The sequence below is a fragment of the Microbacterium sp. Se5.02b genome (assembly GCF_019464375.1).
In the GTDB taxonomy this organism is placed as follows: Bacteria; Actinomycetota; Actinomycetes; order Actinomycetales; family Microbacteriaceae; genus Microbacterium.
This window is the reverse complement of sequence record NZ_CP080491.1, coordinates 3,532,233-3,545,629: the sequence shown is the minus strand read 5'-3', so window position 1 is coordinate 3,545,629 and position 13,397 is coordinate 3,532,233. Positions and strand designations below refer to the sequence as shown.

Below are 13,397 nucleotides of genomic sequence, written 5' to 3'. Positions count from 1 at the left end.
GCAGAAACTGCTCGGTCAGGCTGGCTGCCGTGTGGCGTCCCCCGGTCGGTACCAGCGGACGGTCGACCAGACGGCGTCGCGGATGAAACGGTACGTGACCGACGGGTCTCCGACGTGGAAGATGCCCTGCTCGGCGCCGGAGCTGAGCTGATCGATCCAGATCTTCTCGATGCGCTCGCTCTCGGCGACCAGGAACTCGAAGCCGGGCTGGGTCGCGAGGAACGCGGCCTCGTTCTGGTAGAGCCCGACGGCGGAGGGTTCGCGATCGATCGTGGCGAAGGCGCACTCGACGAGCGCGTCGATCCCCGCGCGGGGATCGGTCGTCTCTGCGGCGATCTCCTCGTACTTCGTGAGGAGTCTGCTCATGAAGCCGTGCAGGATCTCCTGCAGCATCGCCTCCTTCGAGGAGAAGTGGTGGTACAGGCTGCCCGACAGGATGCCCGCTTCGTCCGCGATGTCGCGGACGGTCGTCGCCGAGTACCCGTGATGGGCGATCAGTCGTGCGGCGATCGCGAGGATCTCGTCCCGTCGTTCGGAGCTCTGCTCCGCCTTGCTCTTCGTGGCTGCAGGCATTCGACGCACCTAGCCCCCCTCTGCGCTCGAGCTGGTGCCGGAGAGCGCGGTATCAACGTGTAGCACATCGTCGGCTCCGCCACCAGCGCGGCGTGCGACTCCGGGCAGGGCTGCGTCGACCTCGTCGCGCAGTGGTCCGGCGATCGCCGCGGCGATCGTGGCGGCATCCCATCGCTCGGCGGTGACCTCCTGCGCGATGTGCGGAGGGCGGAACAGGGCGAGGCGCTCGCCGTCGAAGCGGAGCACGTGCCCGTGCAGGGCGCTCGACGCGTCGCTGAGCAGAAACGTGACGGCGGGAGCCACGCCCTCCGGCGCACCGCCCTTGTCTTCGCCGGCCGTGCCCATCTGCCCGGACATGCCGGTGCGGGCGCGGGGGCGAGACCCGTGATGCGGATGCCGGTCCCCTCGAGTTCGACGGCGAGGCCGTAGACGAGTCCGAGGGCCGCAGCCTTGGTCGTCCCGTAGAGCGCGAGGTCCGCCGAGCCGAGGAGGGAACCCGAGACGATCACGACGATGCTCCCGCCCGCGCGCATCGCCCGTGCGGCGGCGACGACCGTGTCGATCGTGCCGTCGATGTTCACCGCCAGGGTGCGGCGGATGGTGTCTTCGCTCTGATCGAGCAAGGGACCGGGGCTGAGCAGTCCCGCGTTCGCGACGAAGCCGTCGAGCCGTCCGTACGCAGCGAGGGCCGCGCCGACGATGCGGGTACCGGCTCCGGCTGCCGAGATGTCGGCCGCGAGGGCGACGGCGTCGCCGCCGCGCACGACGATCTCCTCGACGACCTTCTCGGCGGCGCGCTCGTCGATGTCGGCGACGAGCACTCGAGCGCCGGCGCGCGAGGCTGCCAGGGCGTAGGCGCGACCGAGGCCGGATCCGGCTCCGGTGATCGCGATGCTGCGACCGCCGAGCTCGTCGTGGGTGCCGACCATTCCCGTCTCCTTCGAGGGGCTGAATGGGGCGACTGTACCAAACAAACGCTAGGTAAGCCGAGACTTGTGACGCCCCGCGCGTCGCGATACGATCGCCTGACAAGCGTTTGCTTGGCAGGGAGGGGTGCAATGCTGCACAGCGACACTCGTCGGCTCACGTACGCCGACACCGACCCCGCCGGCATCCTCTACTACGCGAGCTGGTTCCCCAAGATGGAGGCGCTCTGGAGCGACTTCCTGTTCCGCACCGGCTTTCGACAGGACCACTCGCTCGCGGCCCGCGGATGGACGACGGTGACCCGAGCCACGCAGTGCGAGTATCTCGTCGCCGCGCGACTGTTCGACGAGATCCGCCTCGAGCTGCGGATCGGACCGGCGGGCACGACGTCGTTCCCGCTCGACTACCGCATGGTGCGCCTCGACGATGACGCGCTCGTCTCCCGGGCGACCACCACGATCGTCCTGGTGGACGGTGCGCAGCGGGCGATCCCCATCCCTCCGGATTTCCGCCGTCGGTTGGAGGAGTGGGCGCGATGACCGTGGTCGAACCGCTGAGCGTCCCCCAGCTGACGGCCTGGGACGCCGGTGCCACGGCCGTGGCGGAGCAGGTCGCGCCCGATGTGTGGGCGATCCCGGTGCCCATCCCCGCGGGGACGATCCCGCACACGCTCTGCTATTGCCCTGCTCGATGATCGGGGCGTCCACCTCATCGATCCCGGATGGGGGACGACGCCGGAATCGAGGCGCTGAAGGCGGGGCTGCGCATCGCGGGATCGGGGCTCGGCGATGTGCGGACGGCGATCGCCACTCACTTCCACCCCGACCATCTGGGGGCTGCGAGCGTCCTCCGGGAACTCGTCGGCGCACGGGTGGTGTTCTCGGCGGTCGAGCAGCGCGTGCTCCGGAGCGAGACCGCACCGGAGGCGACCGACGCCGACACCTACCGCTCCACGCTGCGCGAGTGGGGTGTTCCCGACAGCGAGTGGGACGAGCTGCTCGCGTCGTTCGATCGACCGAGCCTGGTCTCGTCCGGTGCGCCGGATCTGCCGATCGGACACGACTCCGTGCTGGAGCTCGGCAGGCACAGGCTCAGCGTCATCGCGACGCCGGGGCACACCGACGGCCACGTCTGTCTCGTGGATGAGGAGCGCGGACTCCTCTATTCCGGCGACCACGTGCTCCCGCGCATCTACTCGGGCATCGGGATCGGCACCCTGCCGGGAAGCGACCCCCTCGGCGACTACTTCGACTCGCTCGATCGGCTCGCGCCCTACGACCGGTACACGGTGCTGCCCGGCCACGAGTACCGCTTCCGTGGCCTCGCCGCGCGGCGGGCCCAGCTGATCGCGCACCACCTGCGCCGCACAGCGGAGGTCGCGGCCCTGCAGGACGAATTGGGTGACGCGCCGGTGTGGGAGTACGCGCGGCGGATGACCTGGACGGCGGGCTGGGCGGGGATGCGCGGATTCTGGCTGCACTCGGCCCTGCGTCAGACCGCCCTGCATCGCGAGTACGCGCGCACCGAGAGCGCGCGCCGGCGCCTGTCGGCCGCGTCCGCGTGAGGGCTCCGGCCGTCAGAGCTCGCGCGTGAGGCCATGCCTCCGCCGCGATGCGCTCGGCCTGCGCGGCGAACGAGGCCGGTGGGCGGTCGCTCGCACCCATCGCCCCGCGTGCCATCCGTGTGTACACGTTCTCGACGATGCACGCGACCTTCCACCAGTTGTAGGCGACGTAGAAGTCGAGGCGGGAGATGTCCGCGGAGGGGGCGGCCGCGACGTACATCCCGATCAGCTCTTCGCGCGTCGGGAAGCCGGGTGCGAGGGTCGGGGAGTTCTCCAGGGCCCGCACCTCGTCGTCGGGCTCGGCCCAATACGTCAGGAGTTGACCGAGGTCGGCCAGGGGATCGCCGACGGTGGTGAGCTCCCAGTCCAACACGGCGCGGATCGAGCCGTCCGGCCCGTACACGCAGTTGTCGATCCGATAGTCGCCGTGCACGATCCGTGCCGAGGTCTGGACGGGGACGAGTTCGCGCAGCCGCTCGTGCGCGCGGCCGATGTCGTCGAGCACGCGAACCCGGTCGGCGGCCCAGTTCGCGTGCCATCGGCCCAGCTGGCGCGAGACGTAGTCGTCGCGTTCGGCGAGTGCGCCCCAGCCGACATCCCGGGGGTCGACCGCGTGCAGGTCGGCCAGGCTCGACACGAGCGAGGCGGCGAAGGCGCGGCGTCGCCGGGGGTCACGGCCGCGTCGACGGTGGCGGGGTCGCGCAGGACGACGCCGTCGATGTGCTCCATGACGTAGAAGGGAGCGCCCGTGATCGAGTCATCCGAGGTGCGCCCTGCCACGGCGGGAACCGGCACCGGGGTGGGGGCGAGTCGTGTGAGCACTCCCGCCTCGCGGAGGACGTCGTGCGAGCGGGAGTCGCCCATTCCGAGGGGCGCGCGGCGCAGCACCCAACGCGCGCCGGAGTCGTTCTGCACGAGATAGGTGAGGTTGGAGCGCCCGCCGGCGATCTGCGCGAACGTGAGGGGGCCGGACGCCCCGTCGATGTGAGCGGCGAACCAGGCCGACACGGCGTCGGGGCGGAGTCCCCGGTCGGTCGGGTGCGCGCTCATCGGCCGGTCCTCTCCTGCGGCTGCGCGGTGGCTCCGTCGAGGAACACCGACAGGATCGACCGCGCGATCCCGTCCTGGTCGAGCGCGGAGGAGGGGGAGAAGGAGCGGGAGGTCAGCCACACGGCATCCCGTACCAGCAGGTAGAGCAGCTCCACCGGCACGTCTCGGCGCAGATCTCCCGCGGCGACGCCGCGCTCGATGGCCGTCATCCAGGTCTCCCTGATCGTGCGGGTGGCCTCGCGGATGCGGTCGCGGCTGGGGAGCTGACGCAGGTAGGCGGTCTCGCGCTGGTAGATCTCCGAGGCGTGGGGATTCGTGCGGCTCACCCGTGACGACGCGAGCACCAGCCCGCCGAGCGTGGAGCGGGCGTCGCCCCCGCGGCGAGCACGCTCTCGTAACGCGCGATCAGCTCATCGAGGTAGAGCGTGACGATGCGGTCGGCGATCGCGTCCTTCGACGGGAAGTGGTGGTAGAGGCTGCCGGAGAGGATCCCCGTCCGCCCGGCGATGTCACGCACGGTGGTGCCGGCGATGCCCCTCTCGGCGAACAGCTCGGCGGCGCACTCGAGGATCAGGTCGGTGCGCTCCGACCGCTCCATGCGTGCTTCGTGTGGTGTCTCCATTCCGCCGACTATACAACCAATCAAGCATTTGCTACGGTGATGAAAAGCAAGCACTTGTTAGGTGTCGACGGGTCAGTGAGGATCGCCGTGGTGGACAAGACGATGACGGAAGCGGAGGTGGTCAGCCGGCTGCGGTCGGGCATGACCATCGGAATCGGCGGATGGGGGTCACGGCGCAAGCCGATGTCGCTCGTCAAAGAGATCGTCCGGTCCGATCTCGACGATCTGACGATCGTGTCGTACGGCGGGCCGGACGTCGGGATCCTGTGTGCAGCAGGCAAGGTCAGGAAGGTCGTCTTCGGCTTCGTGTCGCTCGATTCCATCCCCCTCGACCCGCACTTCCGCGCCGCCCGCCAGAACGGCACGATCGAGGTCGAGGAGTACGACGAGGGCATGCTGCAGTGGGGTCTCCAGGCCGCCGGCATACGGCTTCCGTATCTGCCGACCCGGGCGGGACTCGGCTCCGACGTGATGCGCGTCAACCCCCACCTGCAGACGGTCGTCGATCCCTACGAGGGCGAGACCCTCGTGGCGATGCCGGCGATCCCGCTGGACGCCGCCCTCGTGCACATGAACCGGGCGGACATCCACGGCAACGCGCAGTACCTCGGGCCCGACCTGTACTTCGACGACCTCTTCTGCCTCGCGGCCGAGAACGCCTACGTCTCGGCGGAGCGCATCGTCGCCACGGCCGAGCTGACAGCCGACGCGCACCCCGCGACGATCCGCATCCCCCGGCTGCTCGTCAGCGGCGTCGTCGAGGCTCCCGGTGGTGCGCACTTCACCTCGTGCGTTCCCGACTACGACCGCGACGAACAGCTCCAGCGCGAATACGTCGCCGCCGCGAAGGACCCCGAGCAGTGGCAGGGATTCCTCGACCGCTATCTCGCCCGGCCCGCCGTCACCGTGGACGGAGCACTCTCATGAGCGACGCCACCCGCGCCGAGGTCTGCGCCGTCGCCTGCGCCGATGCCTATCGCGACGACGGCGAGATCATCGCGAGTGCGTTCGGGACGGTCCCCGCGATCGGCGTGCGCCTCGCCCGCCACACGTTCTCTCCGGACCTCGTGCTCTCCGATGGGGAGGCCACCGCGATGCGCGGCACCTGGGCGCTCGGTGGTCCGGCCGACGGCGAGGTCGAGGCCTGGTTGCCGTTCAACCAGATCTTCACCCTCGTGTGGAACGGCAAGCGTCACATCACGATGATCCCCACGCAGCTCGATGCGTACGGCAACGCCAACATCTCGGCCATCGGCGACCACGCGAAGCCCACGGTGCAGCTGCTGGGCGTGCGCGGGGCCCCGGCAACTCCGTGTACCACCCGACCAGCTACTGGGTTCCCGCCCACAGCACCCGCGTGTTCGTCCCGGCGGTCGACATGGTGTCGGGCGTCGGCAACGACAATGCGCGGGCGGCGGGACCGTCGGCGCAGAAGCACCACGATCTGCGATATGTGATCACCGACCTCGCCGTGCTCGACTACGAGGAGGCCTCGGGGCGGCTGCGCCTGAAGTCGGTGCATCCGGGGTGAGCGTCGACGACGTGGTCGCCGCCACGGGGTTCGACCTCGTGCTTCCCGATGTGGTGCCCGAGACCCGTCTGCCGACGGCGGACGAGCTCGACCTGATCCGCACCGTGATCGACCCGCGGGGTCTGCGCGACCACGAGGTGCGGGTGTGACCGGCCCGGCGGTGGCACCGGTCCTGCGCACCCGCATCACCGACCTCTTCGGCGTGCGGTATCCGCTCGTGCAGACCGGCATGGGATACGTGTCGGATGCCACGCTCACCGCGGCGACTGCGCGCGCGGGCGGACTCGGCATCATCGCCGGCGGCATGCTCTCGCTCGACGAGCTCGCGCAGGCCATCGACCACGTGCAGCAGCACACCTCCGAGCCCTTCGGCGTGAACATCCGCGCCAACCAGGAAGACGTCGACAAGCGGGTCGCTCTCCTCATCCGCAGGGGCGTGAAGGTCGCCTCGTTCGCCCTCGCGCCGAAGCGCGAGCTGATCGACCGGCTCAAGGACGCGGGCATGGTCGTCGTGCCATCGATCGGGGCGCGTCGGCATGCCGAGAAGGTCGCCGAGTGGGGTGTGGACGCGGTCATCGTGCAGGGCGGCGAGGGCGGGGGCCATACCGGCTCCGTGCCCACCAGTCTGCTGCTGCCGCAGGTGGTCGACGCCGTCGATATCCCGGTCGTCGCGGCCGGTGGCTACTTCGACGGACGCGGGCTCGTGTCGGCGCTCGCCTACGGCGCCGACGGCATCGCCATGGGGACGCGCTTCATGATGACCTCCGACTCCCCGGTCGCGCAGGCCGTGAAAGACGTGTACCTGTCGAAGTCGGTCACCGACACCGTCGTCACCCTCGAGATCGACGGCGTGCCGCAGCGCGTGCTCCGTGCGGGGACCATCGATGCCCTCGAATCGACCCGCGGCCCGCAGCGCATGCTGCGCGCCGCGCGCAACGCGCTCGCCTTCCAGCGGCTGTCGGGCACCCCCTGGGCGCACATGATCCGCGAAGGGCTCGCGATGCGCCGCGACGAGGGGCTGACCTGGAGCCAGGTGATCATGGCCGCCAACGCGCCGATGCTCTATCGCGCGGCGCTGCGGGACGGCGATGCGGAGACCGGCGTGATGGCGACGGGGCAGGTCGTCGGACTCATCGACGACGTCCCGAGCGTGGCCGAGCTGATCGACCGGATCATGGCCGAGGCGCAGACGGTTCTCGAACGACTCGGCGCGGGCGGGACGCCCCCACCGCATCCGAATGACGGCGCCGCACCGGCGACGCAGACACCGATGAGGAGAGATCGATGACGAATCAACTGGACGGCCGTGTGATCGTGGTCACGGGGGCGGGCCGCGGCGTGGGCCGCGAGCACGCGCTGCTCGCGGCCCGAGAAGGCGCGGGTGGTCGTGAACGACAACGGCACCGGCGCCGACGGGAGCGGCACCGACGAGACGATCGCGGCAGCCGTCGTGGACGAGATCACCGCAGCGGGCGGCTCGGCGGTGGCGAGCACCGCCGACATCACCACGCTGGCCGGCGCGCAGCAGGTGCTCGACACCGCGCTCGAGGTCTACGGCGAGGTGCACGGGCTGGTCAACAACGCCGGGATCCTGCGCGACCGCATGTTCGTCAACATGAGCGAGGAGGAGTGGGACGACGTGATCACCGGGCAGCTGCGCGGGACCTTCGCGCCGTGCCGCATCTTCGGCGCCCACTGGCGCGACCGTTCCAAGGCGGGCGACGCGGTCTCGGCATCGATCGTCAACGTCTCGAGCACGTCGGGGCTCATCGGCGCGGTGGGTCAGAGCAACTACGGTGCGGCGAAGGCCGGCATCGCCTCGCTCACGCAGATCATCGCGCAGGAGCTCGGTCGCTACGGCGTGCGGGCCAACGCGATCACTCCCGTGGCCCGCACCCGGATGACGCAGGACGTGCCGGGCATCAAGGAGCTCGTCGCGGCACCGGAGGATCCCGACGCCTTCGACGTGTTCCACCCCGGCAACGTCTCGCCCCTCGTGGCCTATCTGCTCACCGCGGACTGCCCCGCGAGCGGCGCGGTGTTCTACGCCAAGGGCGGGGAGATCCGCCGATTCCTGCCGTGGAGCTACGGCAAGGTCATCGACAAGGGTGATCGGTGGACCGTCGAAGAGCTGAAGACGGAGATGGTCGACCTTGTCTGAGCAGATCGTTCCCGTGTCGATCCGCAGCCGGCACGCCTGAGAGAGGAGCGGACATGGCCAACCTCGATGCGGTGGGAACCGTGGGCGAGACGTATGTGCTCGATGTCGAGCGGGGCAAGATCCGGGAGTTCGCGCGAGCGACCCGCTCGGACAACCCGGCCTATCTCGAGCGCGAGACCCCGGTGAGCCCTCCCACCTTCCTCACGGTGACCAACCTGTGGCAGCCGCCGGCCGGCAACCCGTGGGAGGCGGCGGCGGAGCTCGACGGCAGACGGGTGCTGCACGCCGAGCAGCAGTACGAGTTCTTCGGTCCTCCGCCGGCCGCCGGCACCCGCCTCCAGTGCACCTCGCGGATCGCCGACATGTACGTCAAGAAGGGGCGGCGAGGCGGCGCGCTGACCTTCGTCGTCATGGTGACCGATTTCGTCGACGAGGAGGGCGTGCTCGTCGCGCGCTCCACCATGACCGGCGTCGAGACCGCCCATGCCACGAAGGAGGAGTCATGATCGCTCGGCCGAGTCCTGCGCCATGGGTCATCGACCCGCAGACGCGCACCGACTTCGTCCGCTATCAGGGCGCGTCGGGGGACATGAACCCGATCCACCACGATCAGACCTATGCCGAGGCCGCCGGCTACCCCTCGCCCTTCTCGGTGGGGATGCTGCAGGCGGGGCTCCTCGGCACGTACGCCACCGACTGGCTGGGTGCCGACCGCGTCCGCTCGTTCCGGACGCGGTTCAGGGAGCAGGTGTGGCCGGGAGACGTGCTCACCTGCACCGGTCGCGTCGTCCGCGAGTACGAGCAGGACGGCGTCGCGATGATCGACGTCGAGCTCGACTGCACCCGCCAGACCGGCGGCATCGCGGCGACGGCATGGGCCACGTTCGTGGCGCCGGAGGGCGACTCCTGATGCGTGCCCAGGTCGCCCACCGGTTGGGGAGTCCGCACGTGCTGCGCTTCGAGGAGGTCGATGCGCCGACGCTTGGGCCGGGTCAGGTCGTCATCGACGTCCGTGCGGCGGGGGTGAACTTCCCCGACGGACTCATCGTCGCCGGCACCTACCAGACCAGGACCGAGCCGCCGCTGACACCCGGATCCGAGGTGGCCGGAGTCGTCGTCGCGGTGGGGGCCGATGTCGCGGGCGTCGGCCCCGGCGCGAGGGTTCTCGCCTTCACGGGCATGGGCGGGTATGCGGAGCGGGTGCTCGTCGCGGCCGACATGGTCTTCCCGATCCCGGACGAGATGTCGTTCGTCGACGCGGCCGGCTTCCCGGTGGCGTACGGCACCTCGTTCCACGCCCTCGTCGACAGGGCCGACCTGAGGAAGGACGAGACCGTGCTGGTGCTCGGAGCTTCGGGCGGAGTGGGCCTGGCCGCGGTCGAGATCGCCGCGGCGCTCGGAGCCCGGGTGATCGCCGCCGCGTCGAGCGAGGAGAAGCGCCGCCTGTGCCTCGAGCACGGCGCCGACGCGGTCATCGACTATTCCGGGGCCGAACTGCAGGAGCAGCTGCGACGACTCGCGCCGGGGGTGTGGACGTGGTCTACGACCCGGTCGGCGGTGAGCACGCACAGACCGCGGTGCGTGCCCTCGCCTGGGGCGGTCGCTACCTGACGGTCGGTTACGCCTCCGGCGAGATCCCCAAGGTCGGCATGAACCGGCTCCTGGTGTGCGCGGGCTCGCTGCTCGGGGTGCTGTGGGGAGCATGGGCTCGCCGCCACCCCGCGTCCAACGCGCAGAACATGGCGCGCATGTTCGAGTGGTACGCCCGCGCAGAGCTGCGACCCCACGTCCATGCCGTGCATCCCCTCGCGGATGCCGCGGCAGCGCTGGAGATCGTGATGGAGCGCGGAGCGCTCGGCAAGGTGATCCTGGTGACCACGACCGACGCCGTCGAGCACGACGAGAGAGAAGAGAGCTGATGCACCTGTCACCGAGTCCCGCGGCACACGAGGTCATCGACCGTCTGAACACCTTCATGACCGAGTCCGTGTACCCGGCCGAGCCCGTGTATCAGGCGCAGCTCGAGGCGCAGGGACCCCGCAGCCACGAGGTGCCCCCGATCATCGAGGAGCTCAAGGTCGAGGCCCGCGCCCGAGGACTGTGGAACCTGTTCCTGCCTGCGCTCTCCGGCCTGACCCACCTCGACTACGCGCACGTCGCAGAGATCACCGGCCGCTCGCCGTACATCGCCCCTGAGGCGTTGAACTGCTCGGCGCCGTCCACGGGCAACATGGAGATCCTGCACATGTTCGGCACCCCGGAGCAGCAGGAGCGGTGGCTCGCCCCCCTCATGGACGGCCGTATCCGCTCGGGCTTCTCGATGACCGAGCCGGATGTCGCGTCTTCGGATGCGCGCAACATCTCGACCTCGATCGTGCGCGACGGCGACGAGTACGTCATCAACGGGCGCAAGTGGTGGACGACGGGGGCGGCCGACCCGCGCTGCGAGATCCTCATCCTGATGGGAAAGACCGACCAGGAGGCGGAGGCGCATCGGCAGCAGTCGATGATCCTCGTGCCGCTCGACACCCCGGGTGTCGAGGTCGTCCGCTCGCTGCCGATCTTCGGCTATCACGACCAGCAGGGCCATGCCGAGATCGTGTTCACCGACGTGCGGGTGCCCGTGGGCAACCTGCTCGCCGGCGAGGGCGACGGTTTCGCGATCGCTCAGGCGCGGCTCGGACCCGGACGCATCCATCACGCCATGCGCTGCATCGGCATGGCCGAGCGCGGGCTGGAGATGATGGCACGGCGGGTCATGCAGCGCGAGGCGTTCGGCGGTCCGCTGTCGGATCAGGGCGTCGTCCAGACCTGGATCGCCGAGTCCCGGCTCGAGATCGAGCAGGCGCGCCTGCTGGTGCTCAAGGCCGCGTGGATGATCGACGAGGTCGGAGCGAAGGGTGCGGCGATCGAGATCGCGGCCGTGAAGATCGTCGGACCGCGGGCGGCCCGCTCGGTGCTCGACCGGGCGATCCAGGCGTTCGGCGGCAAGGGCGTGACGGATGACACCCCGATCGCGCGCATGTGGGCCAGCGCCCGCATCCTGGGCATCGCCGATGGGCCCGACGAGGTGCACCTGCGTTCGGTCGCCCGTCAGGAGCTGCGCAAGTACCGGTGAGCCGCGCGGTCGCCGGCAGGTGACGGATCAGGTGCTCAAGCGTCGCCACAGCTCGTCGGCGCGGTGCTCGGTGTCGGCTGGCGAGCCGTCGGTGCGGATCACGACGTCGGCGATCGCGAGGCGCCGTTCCTCGCCGCCCTGAGCCCGCACCCGGGCTTCCGCGTGCTCGCGCGTGTACCCGCGACCGTCCTGCAGCCGGCGCACGCGCGCCTCTGCGTCGGCCTCGACCGTGACGATCAGGTCGTACGTCCATGGCAGGGCCGCGGTGTCGGCGGTGAGCAGCGGGATCTCGTGCACGACGACGGCCTCCGTGTCGCGGTGGGCGTCGATCTCCTCGGCCGTGGCCCGCATGATCGCCGGGTGGACGATCGCGTTGTAACGGTGCCGCAGTTCTTCATCGTGGAAGACCACGGCCGCGACGCGCTCACGATCGAGTGAACCGTGGTCGGCGAGCACCTCGGCGCCGAGCAGGGCGGCGATCTGCTCCAGTACCCGCGGTCCTCGGGGGTCGTTCGGGTCCACCACTCTGCGAGCCGTCGCATCCGCGTCGATCACCTGCGCTCCTCGCGCGGCCAGCGCACGCGAGACCGTGCTCTTGCCGGCTCCGATGCCGCCGGTGACCGCGACCAGTCTCACCTCACGGGCGGACGAAGCGGACTTCGGTCAGGGTCTCCCCGAGGAAGGGCTCGGTGTGGGTCGCGCCGTCGAGGCGGAATCCGTTGCGCGTGTAGAAGCGGTGTGCGCGGGGGTTGTCCTCGGCGACCCACAGGTACAGCGGCTCGTCCTTCTCGACGGCGGCGTCGAACAGCTTCTGGCCGATGCCCGTGGAGTGGTACGCGTCGAGCAGGTAGATGAAGTAGAGCTCGCGGAACGCCGGGGCGTCCTTGTCGCGGGCCGGGCCGGAGCCGACGAACCCGACGATCTCGCCGTCGACGAGCGCGGCGTTCATCTTGAACTCGGGCCCCTGGGCGGCCCAGTGCGTCCACAGCTCGGCCATGCGACGAGGGGAGACCTTCTCGAGCGCAGCCTTGCTGATCAGGTGGTCGTAGGTCTCGTGCCAGCACTGGGCGTGCACGCGACCGAGGGCTTCCGCATCCACATCACGGACCGGACGGACGATGACTTCAGGCTGGGCTTCGGCGCTCATGGTCGTGACTCTACGCGCGGCGTCCGAGAAGGGGAAATCGAGGGGAGACGTGACGAGACGTGACACCGCTGCATGGAGGATCTGCACAACGATGTTCGCGATTCGTACACGTCTGGCTACGATCGATCCTCGTGAATGTGATCTGGCGCACCCTCTTGGTGATCCTCGGCGCTCGCCGTCGCGTACGGCAGGGCAAGACTCTCGATCCGACCGCGGTGGGCAGTGTGCGCGTCACCACCCTCCCCACGGACCTCGACATCCTCCGGCACATGAACAACGGCCGCTACCTGTCGCTGTTCGACCTCGGGCGCTGGGACCAGCTCATCCGCACCGGTCTCTTCGACGCGATGAAGGAGCGCGGCTGGTACGCGGTGGTGTCGAGCGAGACCATCACGTTCCGCAAGTCGCTTCAGCTGTGGCAGCGGTTCGAGGTGCAGTCGCGGTTCATCGGCCACGACGACAAGGCGCTGTTCATGGAGCACAGGGCCGTGGTCGACGGCGAGGTCTATGCCAGGGCGATCGTGCGGGCGCGGATGCTGCGCCGCACCGGCGGCACCGTCAGCAACGAAGAGCTGTTCGCCGCGGTGGGCAAGCCCGAGGGCGTGCCGGAGATCGACGCGTGGGTGCACGACTGGGCTGCGGCGTCCGCGCTCCCGCCCGTGCGGACGAAGGCGCCGAGCATCTGGAACTGAGCCCTGCGCCGT

At 69.9% G+C, this 13,397-nt stretch carries 18 protein-coding genes and 3 pseudogenes; 13 read left to right on the top strand and 8 right to left on the bottom strand.

The annotated features are described in order from the left end of the window. Positions 1 to 15 precede the first annotated feature (15 nt). On the bottom strand, positions 16 to 573 hold the full coding sequence (locus K1X59_RS17765) for a TetR/AcrR family transcriptional regulator (RefSeq protein WP_202045349.1): 558 nt from the start codon (positions 571 to 573) through the stop codon (positions 16 to 18). Continuing rightward, positions 495 to 1,502, bottom strand: coding sequence for an SDR family NAD(P)-dependent oxidoreductase (locus K1X59_RS17760; protein WP_183151013.1), 1,008 nt, complete (start codon positions 1,500 to 1,502; stop codon positions 495 to 497). The genes K1X59_RS17765 and K1X59_RS17760 overlap by 79 nt, the downstream gene beginning before the upstream one ends. Positions 1,503 to 1,631: 129 nt before the next feature. Here K1X59_RS17760 and K1X59_RS17755 point away from each other — a divergent pair, with 129 nt between their 5' ends. From K1X59_RS17755 to K1X59_RS17745, 3 genes are read left to right on the top strand one after another with little or no spacing between them, the layout of a single operon-like run. Then, positions 1,632 to 2,039: a thioesterase family protein gene (locus K1X59_RS17755; RefSeq protein ID WP_183151012.1), complete on the top strand. Its 408-nt coding sequence runs from the start codon at positions 1,632 to 1,634 to the stop codon at positions 2,037 to 2,039. Further along, the gene (locus K1X59_RS17750; RefSeq protein ID WP_220173647.1) at positions 2,036 to 2,194 is read left to right on the top strand and encodes a hypothetical protein; all 159 of its coding nucleotides are present in this window, start codon (positions 2,036 to 2,038) and stop codon (positions 2,192 to 2,194) included. The genes K1X59_RS17755 and K1X59_RS17750 overlap by 4 nt, the downstream gene beginning before the upstream one ends. Before the next feature lie 27 nt (positions 2,195 to 2,221). Continuing rightward, a complete protein-coding gene (locus K1X59_RS17745) occupies positions 2,222 to 3,064 on the top strand; it encodes an MBL fold metallo-hydrolase (RefSeq protein WP_220173646.1) in 843 nt (280 codons plus the stop codon). A 298-nt stretch (positions 3,065 to 3,362) separates the two neighbouring features. On the opposite strand, the pseudogene K1X59_RS22980 reads toward K1X59_RS17745, so the two are convergent. The 4 genes and pseudogenes from K1X59_RS22980 to K1X59_RS17730 all read right to left on the bottom strand — a co-directional run. Continuing rightward, positions 3,363 to 3,758 (bottom strand): annotated as a pseudogene (locus K1X59_RS22980) (phosphotransferase family protein); the annotation flags it as partial. A 32-nt stretch (positions 3,759 to 3,790) separates the two neighbouring features. Then, positions 3,791 to 4,114, bottom strand: a pseudogene (locus tag K1X59_RS22975) (phosphotransferase); the annotation flags it as partial. Beyond that, complete coding sequence (locus K1X59_RS17735) at positions 4,111 to 4,440, bottom strand: hypothetical protein (protein ID WP_258566921.1); 330 nt, start codon at positions 4,438 to 4,440, stop codon at positions 4,111 to 4,113. The pseudogene K1X59_RS22975 and the gene K1X59_RS17735, both read right to left, overlap by 4 nt. Next, positions 4,437 to 4,736, bottom strand: a complete 300-nt coding sequence (locus K1X59_RS17730; protein ID WP_183151010.1) for a helix-turn-helix domain-containing protein — start codon at positions 4,734 to 4,736, stop codon at positions 4,437 to 4,439. Before K1X59_RS17730 ends, K1X59_RS17735 begins: the two co-directional genes overlap by 4 nt. A 39-nt stretch (positions 4,737 to 4,775) precedes the next feature. Between K1X59_RS17730 and K1X59_RS17725 the strand changes: the two genes are divergently transcribed. The 9 genes and pseudogenes from K1X59_RS17725 (at position 4,776) to K1X59_RS17680 (ending at position 11,546) form a co-directional block, all read left to right on the top strand. Next, a complete protein-coding gene (locus K1X59_RS17725) occupies positions 4,776 to 5,663 on the top strand; it encodes a CoA transferase subunit A (RefSeq protein WP_258566920.1) in 888 nt (295 codons plus the stop codon). Further along, on the top strand, positions 5,660 to 6,193 hold the full coding sequence (locus K1X59_RS17720; protein WP_220173643.1) for a hypothetical protein: 534 nt from the start codon (positions 5,660 to 5,662) through the stop codon (positions 6,191 to 6,193). The genes K1X59_RS17725 and K1X59_RS17720 overlap by 4 nt, the downstream gene beginning before the upstream one ends. 70 nt (positions 6,194 to 6,263) lie before the next feature. Beyond that, entirely contained in the window at positions 6,264 to 6,416 is a 153-nt protein-coding gene (locus K1X59_RS17715) for a hypothetical protein (protein ID WP_220173642.1), read from the top strand. Beyond that, positions 6,413 to 7,555 carry a nitronate monooxygenase family protein gene (locus K1X59_RS17710; RefSeq protein WP_244632161.1) on the top strand — a complete coding sequence of 381 codons (1,143 nt, stop codon included), beginning with the start codon at positions 6,413 to 6,415 and terminating at the stop codon, positions 7,553 to 7,555. Before K1X59_RS17715 ends, K1X59_RS17710 begins: the two co-directional genes overlap by 4 nt. A gap of 93 nt (positions 7,556 to 7,648) precedes the next feature. After that, positions 7,649 to 8,428, top strand: coding sequence for an SDR family NAD(P)-dependent oxidoreductase (locus K1X59_RS17705; protein WP_220173641.1), 780 nt, complete (start codon positions 7,649 to 7,651; stop codon positions 8,426 to 8,428). 53 nt (positions 8,429 to 8,481) lie between these two features. Further along, entirely contained in the window at positions 8,482 to 8,934 is a 453-nt protein-coding gene (locus K1X59_RS17700) for a MaoC family dehydratase N-terminal domain-containing protein (protein ID WP_220173640.1), read from the top strand. Then, positions 8,931 to 9,338, top strand: coding sequence for a MaoC/PaaZ C-terminal domain-containing protein (locus K1X59_RS17695; RefSeq protein ID WP_183151007.1), 408 nt, complete (start codon positions 8,931 to 8,933; stop codon positions 9,336 to 9,338). The genes K1X59_RS17700 and K1X59_RS17695 overlap by 4 nt, the downstream gene beginning before the upstream one ends. Then, a pseudogene (locus K1X59_RS22970) lies at positions 9,302 to 10,347 on the top strand (zinc-binding dehydrogenase); the annotation flags it as partial. The gene K1X59_RS17695 and the pseudogene K1X59_RS22970, both read left to right, overlap by 37 nt. Then, entirely contained in the window at positions 10,347 to 11,546 is a 1,200-nt protein-coding gene (locus K1X59_RS17680; RefSeq protein ID WP_183151006.1) for an acyl-CoA dehydrogenase family protein, read from the top strand. The pseudogene K1X59_RS22970 and the gene K1X59_RS17680, both read left to right, overlap by 1 nt. 27 nt (positions 11,547 to 11,573) lie before the next feature. Here the strand turns inward: K1X59_RS17680 and coaE are convergent, their stop codons facing one another. Both coaE and K1X59_RS17670 read right to left on the bottom strand, forming a co-directional pair. Then, a complete protein-coding gene (gene coaE / locus K1X59_RS17675; RefSeq protein ID WP_183151005.1) occupies positions 11,574 to 12,182 on the bottom strand; it encodes a dephospho-CoA kinase in 609 nt (202 codons plus the stop codon). Position 12,183: 1 nt separating this feature from the next. Further along, entirely contained in the window at positions 12,184 to 12,693 is a 510-nt protein-coding gene (locus K1X59_RS17670; RefSeq protein WP_183151004.1) for a GNAT family N-acetyltransferase, read from the bottom strand. 131 nt (positions 12,694 to 12,824) lie between these two features. On the opposite strand from K1X59_RS17670, the gene K1X59_RS17665 reads away from it, so the two are divergent. Further along, on the top strand, positions 12,825 to 13,385 hold the full coding sequence (locus tag K1X59_RS17665) for an acyl-CoA thioesterase (protein ID WP_183151003.1): 561 nt from the start codon (positions 12,825 to 12,827) through the stop codon (positions 13,383 to 13,385). The last annotated feature ends 12 nt before the right edge of the window (positions 13,386 to 13,397 follow it).